This is a genomic window from Legionella rowbothamii (genome assembly GCF_900639985.1).
In the GTDB taxonomy this organism is placed as follows: Bacteria; Pseudomonadota; Gammaproteobacteria; order Legionellales; family Legionellaceae; genus Legionella; species Legionella rowbothamii.
In genome coordinates, this window is sequence record NZ_CAAAIM010000001.1 from 1 (window position 1) to 20,197 (window position 20,197).

Below are 20,197 nucleotides of genomic sequence, written 5' to 3' on the forward strand. Positions count from 1 at the left end.
TATGGATTTAGAAATTTTGAAAATTATAGGTTAAGGGTTAAAGTTTTGTGTTCTTGATTAGTGCCCCCGGAAATGGGGAAGAGCCATTAAAGGCGCCAGCCTGGAGAAAGAACGTTGTATTTCCATCCTTGGTGGTTGTAGAAATATTAATGTCATTCGCATAAACAAATGTGAAACATAATATTAAAAATGTAAGTACTATCGAGCGCATTGAAAAACCGCAAAATCCTAGATAGTAACATGATATCTAAATTTAAAAACTTAACAACAAGTTTTTTAAGATTTTAAGAGGATATGATTGATTTTAAACGAAAAATGGTGGCTATGGGTGGACTCGAACCACCGACCTCAGCATTATGAGTGCCGCGCTCTAACCGACTGAGCTACATAGCCGCGAGGACCGAGATTTTGTCTTTTTAGCAGGCATATGTCAATACTTAAATTAATAAAAATAGTCTTTTTTTATATTTTTTTGAAAATTTTGTTACTTTTGGCTCTTATATTTCCAAAGTAGTTGCGTATTGTGCCTTTCTATTAGGTTTGGAAATTCTGCCTTCTTCGTTTTAATGGTTTGGGTTCTATTCTTCCTTTCTATGCTTACCTTTACAGGAACTCCGACCCAAACTTTTTTAGTGTTCATTAACATATTTTAAGTTCATAAACTATACTTTATGAATAAAGTATTACCATGGCGCATGATATGCCTATCCGTTTTTTTACTCAGCATGACTCCAAAGAGCAAACTTCACATAAAGATAATTTAAGGCGATTTTTAGAAGGTTTTCCTGATATTGAATTCTGGAGGTTCTTTGTTGAGCGAGAAAGGTACGATGCAAGGTCTGAGCTCTGTTATGAGATCTATTCAAGAAAGTTTAAAAGTCTTCCTATGGAAAAAATACGAAGCCTATCTTTAGAGCAAATGAAGAGCGAATTTAATTCCCTAACGATTGGGGATTTATTTGATATTTTTACTAGTGAGGATGATAAAAAGCTTTTAGCTATTCTTCGATTAGAGAATAGAAAAGAAGAACTTCTTACAGAATACATCGATAAGTTGGTTGGATGGCAAGCTTTTGAGGATGGAGAGCCAGGTTATTTAATACATGCAACAAATGGGTTAAGTTTTGTATTATCACGGTTGGCCAACAACGAGCCGTTGACCATTAATTTTATTAAAAACCTACATAAAATAGCTACTGAAAATGTAAAGAACATGTACATGCATACCCCGGGGGAATTTCGTCATACCCGGGTAAGCTGGCAATTGAATGATTGTGGCGATTCATTAACTGGTTTAATTGAGTCAATTGATTATTTAAAATCTATAAAAGAAAAATATGGATATAATTATCATTCTTTTAAGATTTATGAACATAACAAACCTGTTCAAATTATTTCTGATTTGACTAAAAGCTCGAAGGAGTTAGCAGATACGCTATGGAATGCACAAGGTAATTTCTTGGTTGAACATTGTGAGGGCGGGCATGTAAAAGAGAATATTCACGAAATCTTAAATAAAATTGGTGAACAGCAAATTAGCGAGTTGGAAACTCAATTAACACAAGCAAAAAATACGGGTGGAAAACTTACTGCCATTTTTAGCTATTTAAAACATGCTGTATTGTTACATCCCTTTCAAGATGGGGTCGGTAGGACTTATTCAATGCTGTTGCTTCAATTTTTATTAATGCGGGAAAACTTGTTACCTATTATTATTCACAACTCAAACGTAATTCCTGGTTATTCTGTGCAGGAGCTTGTGAATGAATATGTTCGTGCTGAAGATGAAATGGAAAAAATTTTGCAGAATCCAGCTTACGTAAACAGCGATTTGTTTGCCACCCCAAATGTTGACACTGAATATTTGAGAACGCTTATTCCAAACGATACTTTTGAGGTTTGTTTAAAAATATATCAAAAGGCCAAGGAGAATTTTTTAATAAGTAAGGAACATTCAGAATCAAATGAGAGTCTCTTGCCATCACACACGCCAAAGAAACTGGGTGGTTAAAAGGATCTATCATAAAGCGCCACTTCTTGCTTAAATTATAAGCTAATATTGTTGGTTATTATCTTAGGTTCTGGCGATCGAATTACTACGATAAATTCCCGGTAATTCGATCTTCCAGTTTAAGTCAGCCTAGTTGAACTTATAATATGTTTACATATTCGCCATCGCTATTACAAAATTAGGAATATTTGGTGAACCGACGCCAACAGCATCATTCCAGAATTGATCCTCTGGCTCAACCGTAAGCGCTGAATCCCAGCCAAAAGTTATAGGACCAATTGTAAATGCAGATGCGGGAGCTGGAGTATTCTGTATTGTGGTTGAAGGCGGAGGGGTTGCACCACTAATAATCAGGGCTGGGGGAATAATGAGGTTAATTGCTCTGTGGGCAAGTAATACATCATTTTTTTGATATAAATAAGGTGCTGCTTGGCCAATTGGAGTTCCTTTATTTAATAAGCTACGGGCCTGATTCACTAAAAGTAAGGTCGCTGAAAATAACGGGCAAGCCAAACTTGTGCCCCCATCTTTTACTTGTGTCCCATTGGCAATAATTAATAGTCCAGTTTGTGGATCACCGAGCATTGCAACGTCAGGTAAAGCACGAAGGCTGCCAAAACTACTAATAACGCCATAGCCTCCGGCAGTAAAACTACTGATCGAACTTTGCCAGGACACCGGACCATAATACTGACTAATTCCTCCCCCCGTGCCTCCATCATAGGATAGGGTACCGCTAATAGAACGTACGGTACCCCAAACGGTCTCAAATGCATAACGATAATTCGCATCAACAAATAAGGCGGTTGCTCCCACGGCAGTGACATAAGCCGAGCTGGATGGGTAATTCACTGTTAGGGGCCCACTCCCATTACATTTTGATGCTGTTGGATAAGTATTATCACCACAATCTCCAGAAGAAAAATTAACACTGATTCCGGCTGCGGCAGCCAGTTCTAATGTCGATTCTAGTGCTGGATCATTGGTTTCAGCACTGCTCCAGCTATTGGAAATAACATAGGCATTAGTAAAGCTGTTAATACTATAATTATTTTGAATTAAGGTATGAATGACCTGAATTAATGTATCACGCTGATTTGTTCCCAAAACCAAAGCAGTATTATTGCCAGGGGCAATGGTATGCGACGCCTCAACATCCAAAACAATTTCTCTACTAAAAGAGGGCGTGCCTGGACATGATGTAAAGGGGGTACCATCAGGATTAATTACGGCAAAATTTTTCGCGGGTCCAGACACCTTAAATGGTTTAATGCCATTGCTAACAAAATATTGATTGGCATCACTTAATATTTGTGCAGGGCCATTAGAGCCACATTTATCAACGATTATCAAGGTTTGTCCAGTACCATCTAAACGTACTCCATTAATTGGGGGAATATTACTCAAGTTATAGGTTTTTTGGAGATTTGCTCCCGTAAAACCTTGTAAGGAAGTAGTGGTAGGAATCGCGCTGGGCATAAAATTGCGCCAGATAAAATTCAAATCATGCGTTTCCGGAGTCTGTATCTTAACAGCACTACTGAGATTTGAATGAAACTCTGGGATGTTATTAAGTCCTGTGATTTCCGAAATAAATTTAGCGAGTTCAGGTGGTAGATTGGGCTCATTCGAATTAGCATAAACGGTTTGTTGCTGATAACGATAATAATTCATTTGTACATGCAGTGTTTGTTCGATTTGCTGTGCCGTAGCTTTTACGCGAATGCTATGGTTTATTATGTTTGCCTGCATGCCTTGAGCTACAAAAAAATGTTGAATTAATTCTTCTGTCTCATTTTTTGGAGCAAATTGTTGTTCATAAAGGGCGGGAGTTAAATAGTGATGGTAACGAGGGCTGTTCGCATCATAAATGTCCTGAACAAGGCGATCGAGTGCATCCTTATTGCGTAATTTCAGCCATATAGTAAATGACAGTTCTGTAGTTGCAGGTACAGGTTTAATCACCTTTGCCTGTCTTAGCAAATTAAGTCCGGGGCTGGGCACAGTTGCTAAGGGCTGTATTGAATTCGCATAGGAAGTCATTACCATAAAGCTCAATGGTAATAAGAATTTAAGTTTTGACATGAGTAATCTCCCTATAACTCAGTTAATCTAGAAAATATAAACTGGTTATTGGACTATGGGTTATAAATCCCAATTCATCCCCAGTTGTTAATGAGAATATATAGCCACTTTGCGTGCCAGCATACATCAAACTCGCATCAGAGTTGACGAACAATGTGTAGGTTATCTGGGATAACAGGTTCCATATAGGATTAGTATCGGTGAGGCTATTGCTTGAATAAGTGTATTCAAAATCAATTGTCCCTGGGGGCAGGGTATCATTAGATGTAGTTTGGCGAGTATTAACATAAAGTTGGCTGTTGGTGGCAAATACATTGTGTACTGGTACTGGAGTACTTGTTTCCGGGCCATTAATCAGGCTCCAGGTTACTCCATTATTTAGTGAAAAATAAACATTTCCATCCTGGCTTCCGACGTAGATCGTATTGACCGGTGTTATAAATAGACTATTGATAGCTCCTGTGCCTGGATTTGTCGCTGTTGCTGTCCATGTAGTACCATCAGCTGAATAATAAACGTGCCCATCCTGAGTTACACAATAAATGGTAGTCGAGCCGTTTGTCACCACAAAAACACTATTTATGGAGCTATTTCCTGCAACAGCTGATGTTGCAGTCCAAGAAGAACCGTTATTCGTGGAATAATATACTTTGCCATCGGCACTTGCCACATACAGTGTGGTGGCGCTAGCAAAAATACCATTGATCATATACCCGCTGGAGGGAGGGGTAGTGATATTCCAGGTTAAACCATTATCTTTAGAAAAATAAACAAAACCACTTGCTGTTCCTGCATAGATGGTTCCCCCACGGACAAAGCTTGCCTCTACCGTATGATTCGCATCAATATGGGACAGTGTTAAAGTTGAACCGCCTTTTTGAGCAATTCCACCATCAACAAACCATTGATCCACTTGATATCCGGTGTTGGCACTTGCCGTGAACGTTAAATTTGTTCCAGCATATACTGTTTGAGGTGTGTTGGGTGTGATAATACCATTTACACTTGGCAATGGAGTAATTAAGTATTTTGCTAATGGGATGAAGCTTATACTTAAAGCATTTACGGCACTTGGTTGGTAACATTCGAGTTGGCTTCCTTGCTGACATATAATTGGCCCACCATATATATTGCCACTTAAAAGATTGCCATTGACTAATAGGTTCAAAGAACATGATTGTTTATATACCAAAGTAAATGAGCCTGGGCAATTGCCAGGGCTAGTTATTTGTGTAATTCCTGCAATGGGTTTCATGGTCAGGGTATGTGGTCGACGAGATTGGTTGGTGATTGTATATTTAATTGTTGCTGTGCTTGCTGAGGTGAGTGATATTTGTGGCGGGTAACCCGGATTTGGAATAATTGTCCATAACGGTTTGCCAGCATAACAACTAAGGCTAAATAATAAAGTAACCACGGATATAGCTATCTTGGCCATTTTGAGCATTTAAAAATCCATTTTTTTTGCAGTTTTATTTACTATCTTAATTGGATTTATTTATATAAATCAATAGGATTATTTATGAAAGATGGGTAGAGGGTAACCCGTATTAGGTTGTGCTAATACGGGTTAGAAATTTAGATGATTAATAGATAAAGAGCGCCAGGTCCACGTAATACTTGTACCAGTAACTCATTTTTCTTTTGTTGTGCAATTTGTTGTAATGATTTTACGTCTTTAACTGGAGACTTATTAGCAGAGATAATAATATCACCAGGTCTTAGACCTGCACGCCATCCGGCACTGCTTTCTACAGCACCTACGACTTGAACTCCAGTAACATTGCCATGAGGTGGTGTTTCTTGATCAAATGCTCTTAATGCCAAACCATAAAGGAATGGATTGCTTGATTGCAGTTTTTGCTCATGGGATTTAACGTCAGTAACGACTGCGTCAAGGGTGATTGGTTTGCCATCGCGTTGAACCATAATCTTAGCACTAGTGCCTACACGTAATAAGCTTACAGTTGTTTTTACCTGAGTTCCCTGGGTAATTTTAGTATTATTGATTTGGGTAATAATATCGCCAGCTTTTAAACCTGCAAATTCTGCTGGAGAACCAGGATTAACTTGTGCAACTAATGCTCCTTGGAAATCTTCTGGATATCCCATAGCTTGAGCTAGTTCAGGAGTTAAGTGTTGAACAAAAATTCCCATCAACCCACGATGAATAGAACCGTATTTTATAATTTGTTGTGCAACATCTTTTGCCATGTTGATCGGAATAGCAAAACCAATACCTACGTTACCACCGTAAGGTGAAAGAATCGCTGTATTGATACCAATTAACTCACCTTTAGAGTTAACCAGTGCACCACCGGAGTTACCTGGGTTAATTGCAGCGTCAGTTTGAATGAAGTTTTCTACACCTTCAATATTTAAATCGCTACGCTTTAAGGCACTCACAATCCCGAAGGTTGCAGATTGGCTGTTACCAAAGCTATTTAAGCCAAATGGGTTACCAATTGCTACCACAAAATCACCAACTTGCAGTTGATCTGAGTCGCCAATAGGTAATGATTTTAGGTTTTTGGCATCGATTTTTAACACCGCTAAATCGGTTTCGCTGTCACCACCGATTAACTTTGCTTTCAAACGTCGGCCATCTTGTAAGGTAATGGTAATCAGCGTGGCATTACGAATCACATGATCATTCGTAATGATAACTCCTTGTTTCGGATCGACGATTACGCCTGAACCAATGCTTTCAAATTTGCGTCCTTTTTCAGGTAATTGTCTAGAGCGTCTATTATTTTGTGCTTCTTCTTCTGCAGCGGCTCCCGGGGCGCTGATTTCATTGGGTAAGTAACCTTGTACGGCAACATTCACAATGGCTGGCATAATATTTTTTAATACAGGTGCCATGCTTGGTATAACCACTTCATCTGCCGCGTAAGTTAGCGGCATGGTTGCAAGGAGCAGGGCACTAAAGAGTAATTTCATGCTTTTTATCATTTTTAGTCCTGAGGTTGAGGTTGATTATTAAACCAGATTAAGGTGCCTATTCTACCTGTTTGAGAGGTTTTTCGATAGGAAAACAACTCACTTTCTGACTCAAAAGTACATAATTCGGACTGATATACCGCGTGTATGCCTTGAGAGTTCAGCACCATTTCCGCAATTTTCGGCAAATTAGCCAGCCATTTGGAGTTAACTGGCTTAAATGCTTCTTTGCTAAAAGGATATTTCGTGGTGAAGGTTTCATATACCTCATCGCCCACTTCATAACATTTGTGGCAAATTGCGGGTCCTATCCATGCGAGCAGATCGGAGGCTTTGCTGTGCATTTTAGCAAGTGTATTTTCTACGATGCCATTTACTAAGCCTTTCCAACCTGCATGAATGGCGGCAATTTCATTGCCTTGTACATTGCATAGAGTAATGGGTAAACAATCTGCTGTAAGAATCACGAGCGGATGTTTACTTGAACGTGTTACTGAGGCATCTGCCTCTCGATTTGCATCTTCTTCCACCAACACGCAACGAGTGCTGTGTGTCTGGCGTAGCCATTGAGGTTCGCTAGGTAAATGCAGTAACTCAACCAGTTGTTGGCGGTTTTGCAAAACATGTTGATCATCATCTCCAATTCCTAATCCTAAGTTATTGGAGTTATAAGGGGCCAAGCTATATCCTGACAGACGGGTTGTACTCAGTGCGGTGATATTTTTAGGTGCAGGCCAACAGGCTAAATTAGTCTTCATAATGCGCGTCCAATGTGTTAAGAAGATGTTGGAAATCATCGGGTAAAGGTGCTGTAAATGTCAACTCCTCGTCTGTATTAGGATGGAAAAAAGAGAGGCTGCATGCATGCAGAGCTTGTCTTTTAAAATCCTGAATGAGGTTTCGCAGCTCAGATGATGCTTGAGCAGGAACTTTCATGCGACCACCATAAAGCGGATCGCCAACGACTGGGTGATTAATATGTGCCAAATGAACGCGAATTTGATGCGTCCTTCCAGTCATTAATTTAACATCCAGTAGAGTAAAGTCTTGATATTGCTTGTTTATTGAATAATGGGTAATTGCTTCGCGCCCGTGTTCCTGCACTGCCATTTTTAAGCGGTTACGAGGGTGGCGTCCAAATCCAGTCTCAATGGTTGCTCCCGAAATGAGATGGCCTTGCACCAAAGTAATATAGTGGCGTTGAATTTCTCGCGCCTGCATTTGCCTTATGAGGGAGGTATGGGCGGTTAAACTTTTGGCCACGACTAATAAACCCGTTGTGTCTTTATCCAAACGATGAATAATTCCAGCTCTGGGCAAATGATGTTGAGAGGGTGCATGATGTAATAAGGCATTAACCAAGGTATGATCTCGATTTCCCGCTCCTGGGTGTACCACCATATTGGCAGGTTTATTTAATACCAATAATTCATCATCTTCAAAAACGATATTGAGTGGAATCTCTTCAGGAGCACAAGACTCGAAACTAGTGTCGATTATATTAAGATCCACGTTAATTTCAATGAGATCACCATCTAAAGCCTTATCCTTTGGCTTGCAGGACTTTTGATTCAGGGTGACTGCACCGCTTTTTATCCAGTTACTGATTTGTGAGCGGGAATATTCGGGAAGTAGATTCGCGAGCACACTGTCTATGCGCTGATTATGGTGCTCGCGGGGAACAGTTAATTTTTTTTGAATATGTTCTATCATTAGGATGTGTAAGCCTCAACTTCAACAAGACGTCCACGTAATGAGTTAGGTAATGCTTCATTAATATGAACATCAACAAATTGGCCAATTAAATGAGCTGGGCCATCAAAATTTACGACACGATTGCATTCAGTACGGCCAGAAAGTTGCTGGCTGTCTCTTTTCGAATGTCCCGTTACTAATATTCTTTGTGTGCTATCAATCATTGACTGGCTATAACGTGATGATTGGAGTAGCAATCGGTTTTGTAGGATTTGTAGGCGTTGTTTTTTGACTTCCATTGGCGTGTCGTCAGCTAAATTAGCCGCAGGAGTACCTGGTCTTGGGCTGTAAATAAAGCTAAAGGAGATGTCAAAGCCGATTTCATGGACTAGATCCATTGTGGCCTGGAAGTCTTTATCTGTTTCTCCAGGGAAACCCACGATAATATCGGTAGACAGACGAATGTCTGGGCGAATTTTACGTAGTTTTCTGATTTTTGATTTAAATTCTAATGCGGTATAGCCACGTTTCATCAGGCCTAAAATGCGATCAGAACCACTTTGTATTGGTAAATGTAAGTGATTTGCCAATTCAGGAACTTCCGCATAGGCATTAATCAAGTTATCTGAAAACGCTAAAGGATGAGAGGTAGTGAAACGAATTCTGCCAATTCCATCAATCGCAGCAATATAATGGATGAGAAGAGCTAAATCAGCAATGTCGCCATTTTCCATTTTGCCGCGATAGTCATTAACGTTTTGCCCGAGCAAGTTGATTTCTCTTACTCCTTGAGTCGCTAAATGGTAGCATTCAGCCAATACATCATCAAAAGGACGGCTGATTTCTTCGCCACGGGTATAGGGAACTACACAGAAGCTGCAGTATTTGCTGCAGCCTTCCATAATTGAAACGAAGGCAGTTGGCCCTTCTGCTCTTGGTGCAGGTAAATGGTCAAATTTTTCAATCTCCGGGAAGCTAATATCTACAACCGGCTTTTTCTTTTCAATACGCTCATTCAACATCGCTGGAAGACGATGCAAGGTTTGTGGGCCAAAAACGAGGTCTACAAAGGGAGCGCGTTTAACAATGTCAGAGCCTTCTTGGCTAGCCACACAGCCCCCAACTCCAATTACTACATGTGGGTTTTTGGCTTTATAATCACGCCATTGTCCTAATTGAGAAAAGACTTTTTCTTGCGCCTTTTCACGAATAGAACAGGTATTAAGTAGTATTACATCTGCTTCTTCGACTTGATCAGTTTTCTCCAAACCGTGAGATTCTCGCAATACTTCTGCCATTTTTGTTGAATCGTATTCATTCATTTGGCAGCCATTTGTTTTGATGTACAGTTTTTTAGCCATATAAAAATCTACTTTTAAATATAATGCAGGCTTATTGCGTGCCGATTAAACCTACATTGAGATCACAATTTGTGTGTATTATACCCAAGAAACTTCAAAATGCCATTTTTGTGAGTAACTTCATGATTAAGGTGCTGTGGACGAGAGGATAAATACTTCATCTTGCCCAAATCAGGTCATCCTGAACGAAGAGAAGGAGCTCCGCAAGATGACATGTATGGTTACACTGCCCCAGGATGACTTGTTTAATGGACGCTTTGGCAATAAGTTTCTTTAATCTTAGGCAAAATAAGTAAAGCGATGAACATACCTAATGGAAGAATAGCTAATCCAGTATGATAAGCCTCCATAGGATATACTCTGACTGTTCCATTCAACTCACCGGTCCATAATTTATCAAGGATATATCCGATAAGTGGTTGAGCTAGAGCAATACCGATCATATTCATCATGTTCATAAAACTTAAACCCGTGGCAACGTATTTTTTATTACATAATTCTTTAACTACAGTAAAGGCAGGTAAAAAGCCTGCAGAAAATATACCAAAGAAGAAGAGGAAAAATTGCATTAAAAAAGAGGAGCCAATCGGAGCAAAGATAAAGAATAATGAGCAAAATAGGGCGCCAACACAACCTATGTACATTGGTGGCTTGCGTAGGCCAATACGGTTAGAAAATATTCCCCATAATGGACTGGCAATAGCCCAACCAACGAATACCAAGGAAATATAATTAGCAGCTGTTTCTTTGCTAATTGCCATTTTTGCCATAAGGAATGGAACACCCCAAAGCCCACAAAATACTGGAGTTGCCATATACATTAATCCACCATAACAGGCGACCAACCAAATTTGTTTGTTTTTCATCAAGGCAATTAGACTGGGTATTAAATGCTCTTCTTCTTCTTTGGGATGATGATGTACCGGTGGGTGATAGTTTTTGGGAGCATCTTTAGCGATAATAAAAATCAATATGGCAAGAACTAAACCAACATAGCCCATAATCATCATGCTTTTTCGCCAGCCGAAAGCTTCAATAAGCAGTGCTAATGGCGTTTCCCCACCAATGGCACCAAGCATTCCAAGTGTAACCATTAAACCGGTTAATAATGCAAAGCGTTGTGCGGGGAACCAGTTTGCGGCCAATTTCATGGTTCCTACTGCGGCAAAGGCAGACCCAAAGCCAATCATTAATCGGGCAATGCACGCCATGAAAAAGTTATCAGTCATTCCGAAGGCAATGGTACTTACAGCGCAAACTACCGTTGCAAGTGTTAAAAGGCGATGAGGTCCAAAATAATCCATTAATACGCCGCCAGGGAGCTGCATTGCTGCATAAGAATAGAAATAGACTCCGGATAAAATCCCTAGTGTTTGCCCGGTAACGGCAAAATCCCGCATCAGCTCATTACTCATCACACTAGGAGATACTTGGAGAAGGCACTCATAAAAATAGAACAAACAAGCTAATCCCCAGACGATCCATGACATAATGGAACTTTTGCCAGAATATTCTAGCGATTGTGTATTGTAATGTGCCATTATTGTTTCATTCTCCAGATTCGTTCAATCACAAGCCAACCGCCAAAAATAACACATTAATATCAAATACATCAAATAAAATATCAGCCTGTTTATGGTTTGTTGATATTTCTACTATTTTGGCCAGAATGAACGGGTTTTCTGCGCTCAATATGTTCATACCTTGTCTGCCAATAAGCTAAGTGCCTTGTTTGTCCTTCGCGTCGTTTGGAGCATCAATAACTACTCTAGTTCCTTGCATGCCGCCACCTGGTAAATCAACAAATTCTTCATTAAGCCAACGTGCATCTTCAGTAAACATGCGTACACACCCATGGCTTGCTCTAAAACCTGGAACATCATCGCTGCCATGCAATGCATAGCCACGGAAAAAATGCATGCAATAAGGCATCAAAGCACCACCACTTTCACCATAAGACCTTTGTGGAAATACCGTAGATACACAATCTATATCTTGTTTGCGAATAATACGAAATGAACCTGTAGGTGTAGTACATCCACCACGTACTCCTGGACATTTACTGATTCCCGATGAAATAGGTCCCCACCACAGAAGTTCACCGTCCACGTCATAGGCTGCCCAGGCTAGTTTTTTTTGACTAACATAAATCGTTTTTTCACCTGTAGATTCTATATAACGAGGGAAGGGGGATACATCATAAATTGTTAAACGATCGATGTTTTTCGGGACAGCAATAGTCATGCCGGGACGTAAGGATATATTCATGCGATTAATGCGACGAACCATATCGCGCTCTTCGGCATTAGGAAAGAGATTATCCCAGCTTTCCCCATTTTTAATTTTAATGCAGAGGTAATCTGGTGAGCTACATAGGCTTTCTCCATAACGAGTGGTGGCAGCTAGGGCAAGCGAGCTAGTCAGCATAAAGTATGCTGAGATCAACATTGATATCATAATTTTCATGGCATGATCTCAATTTGGGGTTTCATATTATCGTTAGCGGCATGTTGATGAATAACTTTATAAAAATTTTTGCCATAAATTGCCCGTATTAACGAAGTCGTAATACGGGGACGTGGCATATATATCCCTATTACAACTTCACCTAACACGGACTACGCTTTTTTAGAAAGTAAGGCTAATTTGTTGTTTCTGATGTTTTGGGAGAAATTTCCTTCCAAGCGTCATGTATCTCTCGTAGTAATTCACTTGATTTAGTCAACAACTCTTCATCATTATGTAAGTTAGCTTTTAAAAGTAATATTTCTATATGTTCATAGATTTGGAGTAAGTTAGCAGCTATTTCGCCACCTTCTTCCTGATTTAGGCAGGTTTTTAAACCGGCAATAATACCCAATGCTTTGCCTATGTGTTCGCCTTTTTCTCGGATTTGTTTGCGTTCCATACTCCCTTGTGCTGCAGCAATATGATTGCGTGCACCTTGTAAGAGTAAGTTAATTAACTCATGAGGATCTGCTGCTTCGACTCGAGTTTTTAACTCAATAGACTTATATTGATCTGCTGCCTTTTTATATGGATTTTTCATGAATTAATACCTCTTAAGTCCGTGTGTAAGTTGGCCTGCGTGATCCTAAGTGAGCCAACTATTTATAGGTTTAATCTTTACTCTTTAGTTTGGGTAAATTAGCCAGAACCTGACTAAGCATACCGCTCGTATCTTGTAGTTTTGAAATAAGCAGATCAACAGCATTCCATCGTTTTAGATATTTCTGCTCTAGCATCTTACTTTTATCATCAATTTTTTGTTGCTCTTTATTTAACTGATTTACGTTTTTATTTAATGAATCTGTTCGTTCTTCAAACTCGCCTTTATCACCGACATACCCATCAAGTATCTTATCGAGCAGGACTGCAACCCCATCATTAACAATGATTTGACCACGATCACCTGTTCCACCCGCAAGCACGTTAATTGATAAAGTATTTAATTTCCCTGCTCCTGTCATGGTAACACCATCAGTAGAAATTCCAGGAAGATCTCCAATACGTCCTGATAAACTCACTCCAGGAACAAAATCAGTTAAAAAAATCTCATAACTTCCCGCAGCAACTTTAGTATCCATAGAGTTAATTTGAATATTGGGATCTGTTGCTGTGATGGATTTTGCAAATAAAGCGCCAATGGCTTCAAAGTTTTTGTTGAGTGCTGTTTTGAACTTATCTTGATCTAACTCCAGTGCACCACCTTTTTTGGTGGTAATCCCGATGTCTGTAAGTGATTGAAAAGGACTTCCACTGGGTGGAGTAAAACTGCTTATAAGTTGCTGCATGTTTTGCTTCAAACCTTTGATTTGAGAGTCACCCTGGAAAAATCCACTGGTTTGTGTCTCCGCGTCATATCCAATTGCGCTACCTAACAACGCCATGCATTCGTTATATTTTTTGATAAAGTCGTTAATGCAGGTTGTTAGATGTTCCTGGTTGTTTGAAACTGTTAAACTAATGTTCGAACCAGTGGTAACTTCTTTTAAGTTAAGAGTAATTCCTGAAAGCACATCTTTAAGTTGATTTGTACTTTGATTTATTGTCATGCCATTAATGAGCACGACACTATTTTGTGCTGCTAAATTTTGTGTTAGTGACGTGTTACTTGTTGTTGGATCATAATTCAAAGCTGCGATATCACTAGTAATTTGCATCGCATAGTTCTCTCCTGTATCAGAGGAGGTAAGACTTAATCGAGCACCTAAGCTATCTTGTATGATGCAGGCACTTACGCCAGCATCAGCTGTATTGATTGCATCACAAACTGCACGGAGACTATCGCTTCCTGGTGCAATGGTAATCGTTAATGGATTTACCTCGGCGTTTGCAGTAAAAGTACTTAGATCACTGCTGTAGGTACCGAAATTAAAAGTAATCGTACCGTCTCCTATAGAGGTAGCACTATTGGCAAAATAAGCACTGGAAAGGCTTTGGGATTGGGCTAGGGATTGTACTTGAACTTGGTAAGTCCCCGGTTGAGCCTGATTGGTAATTGTTGCATCAAAATATTTAGCATCGCTAATCGAGCTTTTCATTTTATTGATTTGGCTCAGATTAGATAAATTATTTAGCGTCGTTTGCAAATTAGATAAAATGCTTTTGACTTGTCCAATAGCGGAAATCTCTGCGTTAGCAAAAGTTAATTTTTTATCATGACGGGCTTGCGCACTTGCTACGTCCGCCTTAACCATAGCATCTACCATGCCTTTAATATCGAGTCCGGATCCTATTCCTGGTGATGATAAGCCCATAATGTCCCTTATTATTATTCTTATGTTGGTTATTTATTCAAAAGCAGATCATTCATTTAAACCCGTTTGTTAACGGATCCCTGAACTATTTCATCAAGTAAACTTAATAAATGCAAGTATTCATCGGAAGGTATTTTACGTAGTACTTTATCTGAAATTTTTAGCGTTACAATGCTTTGTAATAAACCAGTTACATTATCAATTGTTTGCTTCACGTCAGTATCTAAATTCTCTGTGGAAGTCGAACTTTTTGTCATAGGTTTAATATTTTTGTCATTAAGCTTTACGAAGTCAGCTTGTAACATTTTATTTGTTGGGGGGATTGATTCAATTGTCATTTATTATTCCTATTCCCATAGCAATAGATATATAAGTTGTTAGGGCAATAAATAAAAATCGAAGTACAGTAGCCTGTACTTCGATTTAAAATACCTACAATTAGTTCAATAATGAAAGAACAGATTGTGGCATACTGTTTGCTTGTGCCAACATTGCAGTTCCAGCTTGTTGCAGGATTTGGTTCTTAGTTAAATTTGCCATTTCAGCAGCATAGTCAGTATCTTGGATACGGCTACGAGCAGCTTGAGTGTTATCAGAAATGTTTTCTAAGTTAGCAATAGTTGCTTCAAAGCGGTTTTCCATAGCACCCATAGCAGCACGGTTAGCAGTAATGCTTGCTATTGCTGAGTCAATTCTTTGGATTGCTGTTGTTGCACCTGCTTGAGTACTAATGTCCAAAGTATCAATACCGCTGGTATCAGTCATAATTGTACCGGAAGTAAATCCTAAGTCAGCAATAGTACCACCTAAGTAAATTACGTTGTCACCAGTCATTGTTAATGTGCCGGTTAACGCAGTACCAGATGTAAATGAACCTGCAGCTGTTAATGGAGTATCCCCTGTTTCTGTTACAGTAATATCACGGCCATCAGCAGCAGTTAAAGTAACAATAGTACCAGTTGCGTCTAAAGAAGCTACAACACCAGTTTGTGATGATTGGCTGTTGATCAAATCATTCAATGTAGTCGCAGTTAAGGCAGTATCATCACCGTTGAATATGGTTATACCATTGATGTCTAAATCATAAGCGCCACCAGCAAAAGTTAGGGCACCAGTAGTACCTTTAGTTTCTGCAGTAACTGATAAACCATTAACGTTTGCTGCATTGATTGCCGCAGCTTTCGCGAATGCAGAACCACCACCTTGACCAGTAATGCTGGTAGCATAAAGGGCAGAAGAAGCAATCGTTTTAGTTCCTGGAGTACCTGCCATACCAATTGTGATGTCAGTAGCAGTAGCTGTAGTTACGTTAGTACCAGTAGCTTGTGCAAGGAAGCCTATAGAACTAGCTGAAATACTATCAATTCCAAAAGAAGTAGTTTGGTTTGCGTTAGCGCCTACTTGGAATGTAGTACTTGAAAATGCACCGTTAATAATGCTTTGACCGTTGAATTGCGTGTCGTTTGCAATATCATTTATCTGGCTAATTAACTGACTCACTTCATCTTGTAATGCCAAACGGTCAGCAGAACTGTTAGTACCGTTTGCGGCTTGTACAGACAACTCACGCATTTTTTGTAAATTGTCAATAGCTGAACCCATACCGCCTTCAGCAATATGCGCAAGAGAAATTGCATCGCTAGAGTTTTGAGCTGCTTTATTCACACCATTAATTTGAGCTGTCATTAATGTAGAAATTGCAAGACCTGCAGCGTCATCTTTTGCACTATTGATTTTTAAGCCAGATGAAAGTCTTTGAATTGCTGTAGACATTGCATCACTGCTTTTTGATAAGTTACGCTGTGCTAATAGCGACGATACGTTGGTATTAATAACTTGAGCCATATTTATAGTCTCCTCAGACTTGGTCCCTGTGTGGGATTTTTTTTCCGTTTAGTAATCAAGAATTTCATTTTTGTATGAGCTTCCTGTTCCCAAGATGTTTATCGGCCATGATGCAAAAAACTTTAGGAAAAAAATGGAAAATTTTTAAAAAAAATAAAAAAAATGATTAATAAAATTAATGGGTTGCGTTGTTGTGCTTTATTTGGTCTTCGAGAAAAATATTAATGAAAATATGTTTACTCTAATAGTATATTATGGTAATGAACTTACCGTTTCACAGGATACGATTTCAGAATATTTTTTTATGTGTATAATATTAGCGAAAAAAGCAGTACATTTTCCCTATAATAGGGAAAGCTGCTTTTTTTATGACTAAGGTTCTATAAATAATGGGTTCCAATTTATGAGTTGGTTAAAAAAATTATTACCATCAAGAGTAAATACTGATACCTCGCAGAAAAAAGGGGTACCGGAAGGTTTATGGCTTAAATGTTCTGGCTGTAATGAGGTTCTATACAGTACCGAACTGACCAAGAATTTAATGGTCTGCCCTTCATGTAATTTTCATCATAGAATTTCAGCACGCGTTCGTATTGGACAGTTTCTCGATGAAACAGGTCAAGAGGAAATCGCTGCATCATTAGAGCCAATTGATAGGCTTAAGTTTAGAGACTCCAAAAAATATAAAGACAGAATTTCTCAAGCTCAAAAAGCTACGGGTGAAAAGGAAGCATTAATTATTGTTAAAGGTACATTAATGCAACAACCTGTTGTGGTAGGAGCTTTTGAGTTTAACTTTATGGGTGGCTCAATGGGGGCTACGGTTGGTGAAAAATTTGTGCGTGCGGTTTCTGTAGCTACAGAAGAACATCGTCCTTACATTTGTTTTACTGCTAGTGGTGGTGCGCGTATGCAAGAAGGTCTATTTTCTTTAATGCAGATGGCTAAAACTTCCGCGGCATTAGCAAAATTTGCTGAAACTGGACTTCCTTTTATTGTGGTACTGACGGATCCTACTATGGGTGGTGTATCTGCGAGTTTTGCAAGTTTAGGGGATGTGATTATGGCAGAACCTAATGCTTTAATTGGTTTTGCTGGTCCAAGAGTAATTGAGCAGACAGTACGACAAACTTTGCCGGAAGGTTTTCAACGCAGTGAGTTTCTTTTGGAACATGGCCATATTGACATGATTGTACAACGAAAAGAGCTTCGTCCGTTAATTTCAGAATTGGTGTCGAAACTGACTCGAAAAAATTAATCTGTTTAGATTCGGCGTGCTGATTACAGTAAGGCTGAGGGTTCTCAATATTCTCGAATTACCGCGGTTAATCCGCGTTAATTCGCTTAAGATTAGCCATAGAGCGTATACCCTATCTATTATTGCCACCAGCTAGGAGTATTTTTTGTTTAAGCCCTATAACGAATGGATCTTAGCTGAATGGCTATCTGATCTCGAAACTCGAAATATCAACGAAATTCAATTAGGTTTAACTCGAATTCAGATCGTTGCGGAGCGATTACAATTACTGAAGCCAAATTGTAAAGTAATTACCGTTGCAGGAACGAATGGAAAAGGTTCAACAGTAACGGCATTAGAACATATTTATCATACGGCAGGTTATAAAGTAGGGGCTTATACTTCCCCACATCTTATTCATTTTAATGAGCGTGTTCGTGTTGGTTTAATGCCCATAACTGATGATATGTTATGCCAGGCTTTTACATTAATTGAATTAACACGTCAGGATACGATATTAACTTATTTTGAATTTATAACTCTCGCTGCATTATGGTATTTCCACAAAGAGCAAGTTGATATTATTATCCTCGAAGTTGGCTTAGGGGGGCGTTTGGATGCAACCAATATTATCGATGCGGATCTGTCAATTATTACCACCATTGATTTGGATCATCAGGACTTTCTAGGGGATACACTAGAAGCTATTGGTTATGAAAAAGCGGGTATTCTTCGTAGCGGAAAACCATTTATTTATGCCGACGAGAATCCACCTTCAAGTATCGTCGAAGTGGCTACAGGCTTGTCTGTTTCTGCTTATTATTTAGGTAAGGATTTTTCATTTGAAGAAAGTGAGCTCGTTTGGAGTGTTCGGTGGGGTGACACACAAATAAATGATTTACCAACACCAGCAATACAGCTGAAATCAGCTGCAGCCGCAATTACGGCATCGCTTGTATTAGCCCATAGCCTTCCTGTTTCTTACGAGCATCTGCACAAGGCGATGGAGAATATTTTTATACCTGGTCGTTTGCAATTGCAGAAGGGGATCGTTGATGTTCTTTATGACGTCTCTCATAATCCGCAATCTGCACGATTATTAGCTAAAACTTTGGTGCGCTATGGTAAAAAAGCGACGGTTCATGCTGTTTTTTCAGCTTTAAAAGATAAAGATATTCTGGGTTTAATCTTACCATTAAAGGATTATGTTGATTATTGGTATCCTGCTCAATTAGATGTTAAACGCGCCCCTAGTGCGAATTTATTGCTTTCTTATTTTAAGGATGCAGAAATTTATGCGAAAATTTGTTATAATGAGCCATTTCTTGCCTTTAAAGCCGCATTAGATCAGGCAAAACCGGGTGATTTAATCGTTGTTTATGGGTCATTTTTTACTGTGGGTCATATAATGGCTGTTCAGTCTAATTAGGAGGTTCGATGAAACTGGTAATCAATGAGAAATTAAAACATCGCTTAGTTGGTATCTCTGTGATTTTATCATTGGGAGCAATTTTTTTGCCTGCTATGATGAAAAAATCAAGTCAACGTTTAGAAAATAACCTTAGTGTTAATGTTCAATTGCCCCCTAAACCCGTTGCTCCAAATGTTGCCGTTACTGATGAAGAACAAATGTTTAAAACGATTAAAATAGCTAAGGTTAATATTAAATCGGCGGCTCCTCAAAAAACAATTAAAGACGATTTTATTACTTCAGCCCCAGTTAATGAAGAATTGAGCATGCCTGTTGCCAAGGTGGAGCAAACTCCAGCCACGGCTGCAATGGAAAAACCAATTGAACTTGCATTAAACAATGCGGTACAAACCACTGTACATAAAGAAGTTCAAGTTGTTCAGGCAAAACTTGAAAAAACCATTGTTAAACCTGCCACGCCAGTAGTTAAACCAGTTCAGGTTGCTGCACAACAAGTTATTAAGCGTAAAGTAGACGTTGTTAAACCTAAAATGCCGGTAAAACCGGTAGTGCCCCACATAGTTGCTAAAAAGCCTGCTGTAAAACGAGATATCTATGCAGTCCAACTTGCATCATTTTCAAAACTAGCTAATGCAGAAGCTTTGGTACATAAATTGCAAGGTAAAGGATATAAAGCGAGTTATGCTCGTGTAGCAGGAAGAAATGGAGCCATTTATAAGGTATATGTTGGGCATTCTCCAATTCGAGACAACGTAGTTAGGTTGAAAACTCAATTGGCAAGTGCGATGCAATTAAATGGATTTGTGGTCAATACTGGAGTCAGCTAGT

At 39.2% G+C, this 20,197-nt stretch carries 17 protein-coding genes and 1 tRNA gene; 4 read left to right on the forward strand and 14 right to left on the reverse strand.

The window, feature by feature from the left end:
* Window positions 1-316: 316 nt before the first annotated feature.
* Window positions 317-393: transfer RNA gene (locus E1P08_RS00005), tRNA-Met, on the reverse strand.
* A 307-nt stretch (window positions 394-700) separates the two neighbouring features.
* Here E1P08_RS00005 and E1P08_RS00010 point away from each other — a divergent pair.
* A complete protein-coding gene (locus E1P08_RS00010) occupies window positions 701-2,011 on the forward strand; it encodes a hypothetical protein (protein ID WP_133134983.1) in 1,311 nt (436 codons plus the stop codon).
* 150 nt (window positions 2,012-2,161) lie between these two features.
* Here E1P08_RS00010 and E1P08_RS00015 read toward each other — a convergent pair whose 3' ends face one another.
* From E1P08_RS00015 to E1P08_RS00070, 13 genes are all read right to left on the reverse strand, one after another.
* The gene (locus E1P08_RS00015) at window positions 2,162-4,096 is read right to left on the reverse strand and encodes a S53 family peptidase (RefSeq protein ID WP_133134984.1); all 1,935 of its coding nucleotides are present in this window, start codon (window positions 4,094-4,096) and stop codon (window positions 2,162-2,164) included.
* 22 nt (window positions 4,097-4,118) lie between these two features.
* A complete protein-coding gene (locus E1P08_RS00020; RefSeq protein ID WP_133134985.1) occupies window positions 4,119-5,543 on the reverse strand; it encodes a DUF6242 domain-containing protein in 1,425 nt (474 codons plus the stop codon).
* Between the two features lie 131 nt (window positions 5,544-5,674).
* Window positions 5,675-7,051, reverse strand: a complete 1,377-nt coding sequence (locus E1P08_RS00025) for a Do family serine endopeptidase (RefSeq protein WP_133134986.1) — start codon at window positions 7,049-7,051, stop codon at window positions 5,675-5,677.
* Between the two features lie 2 nt (window positions 7,052-7,053).
* Window positions 7,054-7,797 carry a peptidoglycan editing factor PgeF gene (pgeF, locus tag E1P08_RS00030; RefSeq protein WP_133134987.1) on the reverse strand — a complete coding sequence of 248 codons (744 nt, stop codon included), beginning with the start codon at window positions 7,795-7,797 and terminating at the stop codon, window positions 7,054-7,056.
* Window positions 7,787-8,752 carry a 23S rRNA pseudouridine(1911/1915/1917) synthase RluD gene (rluD, locus tag E1P08_RS00035; protein ID WP_133134988.1) on the reverse strand — a complete coding sequence of 322 codons (966 nt, stop codon included), beginning with the start codon at window positions 8,750-8,752 and terminating at the stop codon, window positions 7,787-7,789. The genes pgeF and rluD overlap by 11 nt, the downstream gene beginning before the upstream one ends.
* Window positions 8,752-10,095 carry a tRNA (N6-isopentenyl adenosine(37)-C2)-methylthiotransferase MiaB gene (gene miaB, locus E1P08_RS00040; protein WP_133134989.1) on the reverse strand — a complete coding sequence of 448 codons (1,344 nt, stop codon included), beginning with the start codon at window positions 10,093-10,095 and terminating at the stop codon, window positions 8,752-8,754. Before miaB ends, rluD begins: the two co-directional genes overlap by 1 nt.
* A gap of 245 nt (window positions 10,096-10,340) precedes the next feature.
* Window positions 10,341-11,636, reverse strand: coding sequence for an MFS transporter (locus E1P08_RS00045; protein ID WP_133134990.1), 1,296 nt, complete (start codon window positions 11,634-11,636; stop codon window positions 10,341-10,343).
* Between the two features lie 28 nt (window positions 11,637-11,664).
* Window positions 11,665-11,796: a hypothetical protein gene (locus E1P08_RS17600; RefSeq protein WP_278041738.1), complete on the reverse strand. Its 132-nt coding sequence runs from the start codon at window positions 11,794-11,796 to the stop codon at window positions 11,665-11,667.
* Between the two features lie 18 nt (window positions 11,797-11,814).
* Window positions 11,815-12,552, reverse strand: coding sequence for a L,D-transpeptidase (locus E1P08_RS00050; RefSeq protein WP_423202195.1), 738 nt, complete (start codon window positions 12,550-12,552; stop codon window positions 11,815-11,817).
* Between the two features lie 184 nt (window positions 12,553-12,736).
* Window positions 12,737-13,144 carry a flagellar export chaperone FliS gene (gene fliS, locus E1P08_RS00055; RefSeq protein WP_133134992.1) on the reverse strand — a complete coding sequence of 136 codons (408 nt, stop codon included), beginning with the start codon at window positions 13,142-13,144 and terminating at the stop codon, window positions 12,737-12,739.
* Window positions 13,145-13,214: 70 nt separating this feature from the next.
* Window positions 13,215-14,855 (reverse strand): flagellar filament capping protein FliD, encoded by a 1,641-nt coding sequence (gene fliD, locus E1P08_RS00060; RefSeq protein WP_133134993.1) that lies wholly within the window; start codon window positions 14,853-14,855, stop codon window positions 13,215-13,217.
* 56 nt (window positions 14,856-14,911) lie between these two features.
* The gene (locus E1P08_RS00065) at window positions 14,912-15,193 is read right to left on the reverse strand and encodes a hypothetical protein (protein WP_133134994.1); all 282 of its coding nucleotides are present in this window, start codon (window positions 15,191-15,193) and stop codon (window positions 14,912-14,914) included.
* 100 nt (window positions 15,194-15,293) lie between these two features.
* Window positions 15,294-16,700: a flagellin N-terminal helical domain-containing protein gene (locus E1P08_RS00070; RefSeq protein WP_133134995.1), complete on the reverse strand. Its 1,407-nt coding sequence runs from the start codon at window positions 16,698-16,700 to the stop codon at window positions 15,294-15,296.
* 403 nt (window positions 16,701-17,103) lie between these two features.
* On the opposite strand from E1P08_RS00070, the gene accD reads away from it, so the two are divergent.
* From accD to E1P08_RS00085, 3 genes are all read left to right on the forward strand, one after another.
* Entirely contained in the window at window positions 17,104-17,958 is an 855-nt protein-coding gene (gene accD, locus E1P08_RS00075) for an acetyl-CoA carboxylase, carboxyltransferase subunit beta (protein ID WP_133134996.1), read from the forward strand.
* A 145-nt stretch (window positions 17,959-18,103) separates the two neighbouring features.
* Window positions 18,104-19,366, forward strand: a complete 1,263-nt coding sequence (folC, locus tag E1P08_RS00080; protein WP_133134997.1) for a bifunctional tetrahydrofolate synthase/dihydrofolate synthase — start codon at window positions 18,104-18,106, stop codon at window positions 19,364-19,366.
* Between the two features lie 8 nt (window positions 19,367-19,374).
* Window positions 19,375-20,196, forward strand: coding sequence for an SPOR domain-containing protein (locus tag E1P08_RS00085; RefSeq protein ID WP_133134998.1), 822 nt, complete (start codon window positions 19,375-19,377; stop codon window positions 20,194-20,196).
* Window position 20,197: the final 1 nt, after the last annotated feature.

What these genes read in the sequence shown, in the direction of transcription:
- fliS (WP_133134992.1), bottom strand. Translation starts at nt 13,144, where the DNA reads ATGAAAAATCCATATAAAAAGGCAGCAGATCAATATAAGTCTATTGAG.
- E1P08_RS17600 (WP_278041738.1), bottom strand. Translation starts at nt 11,796, where the DNA reads ATGAACATATTGAGCGCAGAAAACCCGTTCATTCTGGCCAAAATAGTA.
- E1P08_RS00045 (WP_133134990.1), bottom strand. Translation starts at nt 11,636, where the DNA reads ATGGCACATTACAATACACAATCGCTAGAATATTCTGGCAAAAGTTCC.
- fliD (WP_133134993.1), bottom strand. Translation starts at nt 14,855, where the DNA reads ATGGGCTTATCATCACCAGGAATAGGATCCGGACTCGATATTAAAGGC.
- E1P08_RS00065 (WP_133134994.1), bottom strand. Translation starts at nt 15,193, where the DNA reads ATGACAATTGAATCAATCCCCCCAACAAATAAAATGTTACAAGCTGAC.
- E1P08_RS00010 (WP_133134983.1), top strand. Translation starts at nt 701, where the DNA reads ATGCCTATCCGTTTTTTTACTCAGCATGACTCCAAAGAGCAAACTTCA.
- E1P08_RS00015 (WP_133134984.1), bottom strand. Translation starts at nt 4,096, where the DNA reads ATGTCAAAACTTAAATTCTTATTACCATTGAGCTTTATGGTAATGACT.
- E1P08_RS00070 (WP_133134995.1), bottom strand. Translation starts at nt 16,700, where the DNA reads ATGGCTCAAGTTATTAATACCAACGTATCGTCGCTATTAGCACAGCGT.
- E1P08_RS00050 (WP_423202195.1), bottom strand. Translation starts at nt 12,552, where the DNA reads ATGATATCAATGTTGATCTCAGCATACTTTATGCTGACTAGCTCGCTT.
- E1P08_RS00085 (WP_133134998.1), top strand. Translation starts at nt 19,375, where the DNA reads ATGAAACTGGTAATCAATGAGAAATTAAAACATCGCTTAGTTGGTATC.
- miaB (WP_133134989.1), bottom strand. Translation starts at nt 10,095, where the DNA reads ATGGCTAAAAAACTGTACATCAAAACAAATGGCTGCCAAATGAATGAA.
- pgeF (WP_133134987.1), bottom strand. Translation starts at nt 7,797, where the DNA reads ATGAAGACTAATTTAGCCTGTTGGCCTGCACCTAAAAATATCACCGCA.
- accD (WP_133134996.1), top strand. Translation starts at nt 17,104, where the DNA reads ATGAGTTGGTTAAAAAAATTATTACCATCAAGAGTAAATACTGATACC.
- E1P08_RS00025 (WP_133134986.1), bottom strand. Translation starts at nt 7,051, where the DNA reads ATGATAAAAAGCATGAAATTACTCTTTAGTGCCCTGCTCCTTGCAACC.
- rluD (WP_133134988.1), bottom strand. Translation starts at nt 8,752, where the DNA reads ATGATAGAACATATTCAAAAAAAATTAACTGTTCCCCGCGAGCACCAT.
- E1P08_RS00020 (WP_133134985.1), bottom strand. Translation starts at nt 5,543, where the DNA reads ATGCTCAAAATGGCCAAGATAGCTATATCCGTGGTTACTTTATTATTT.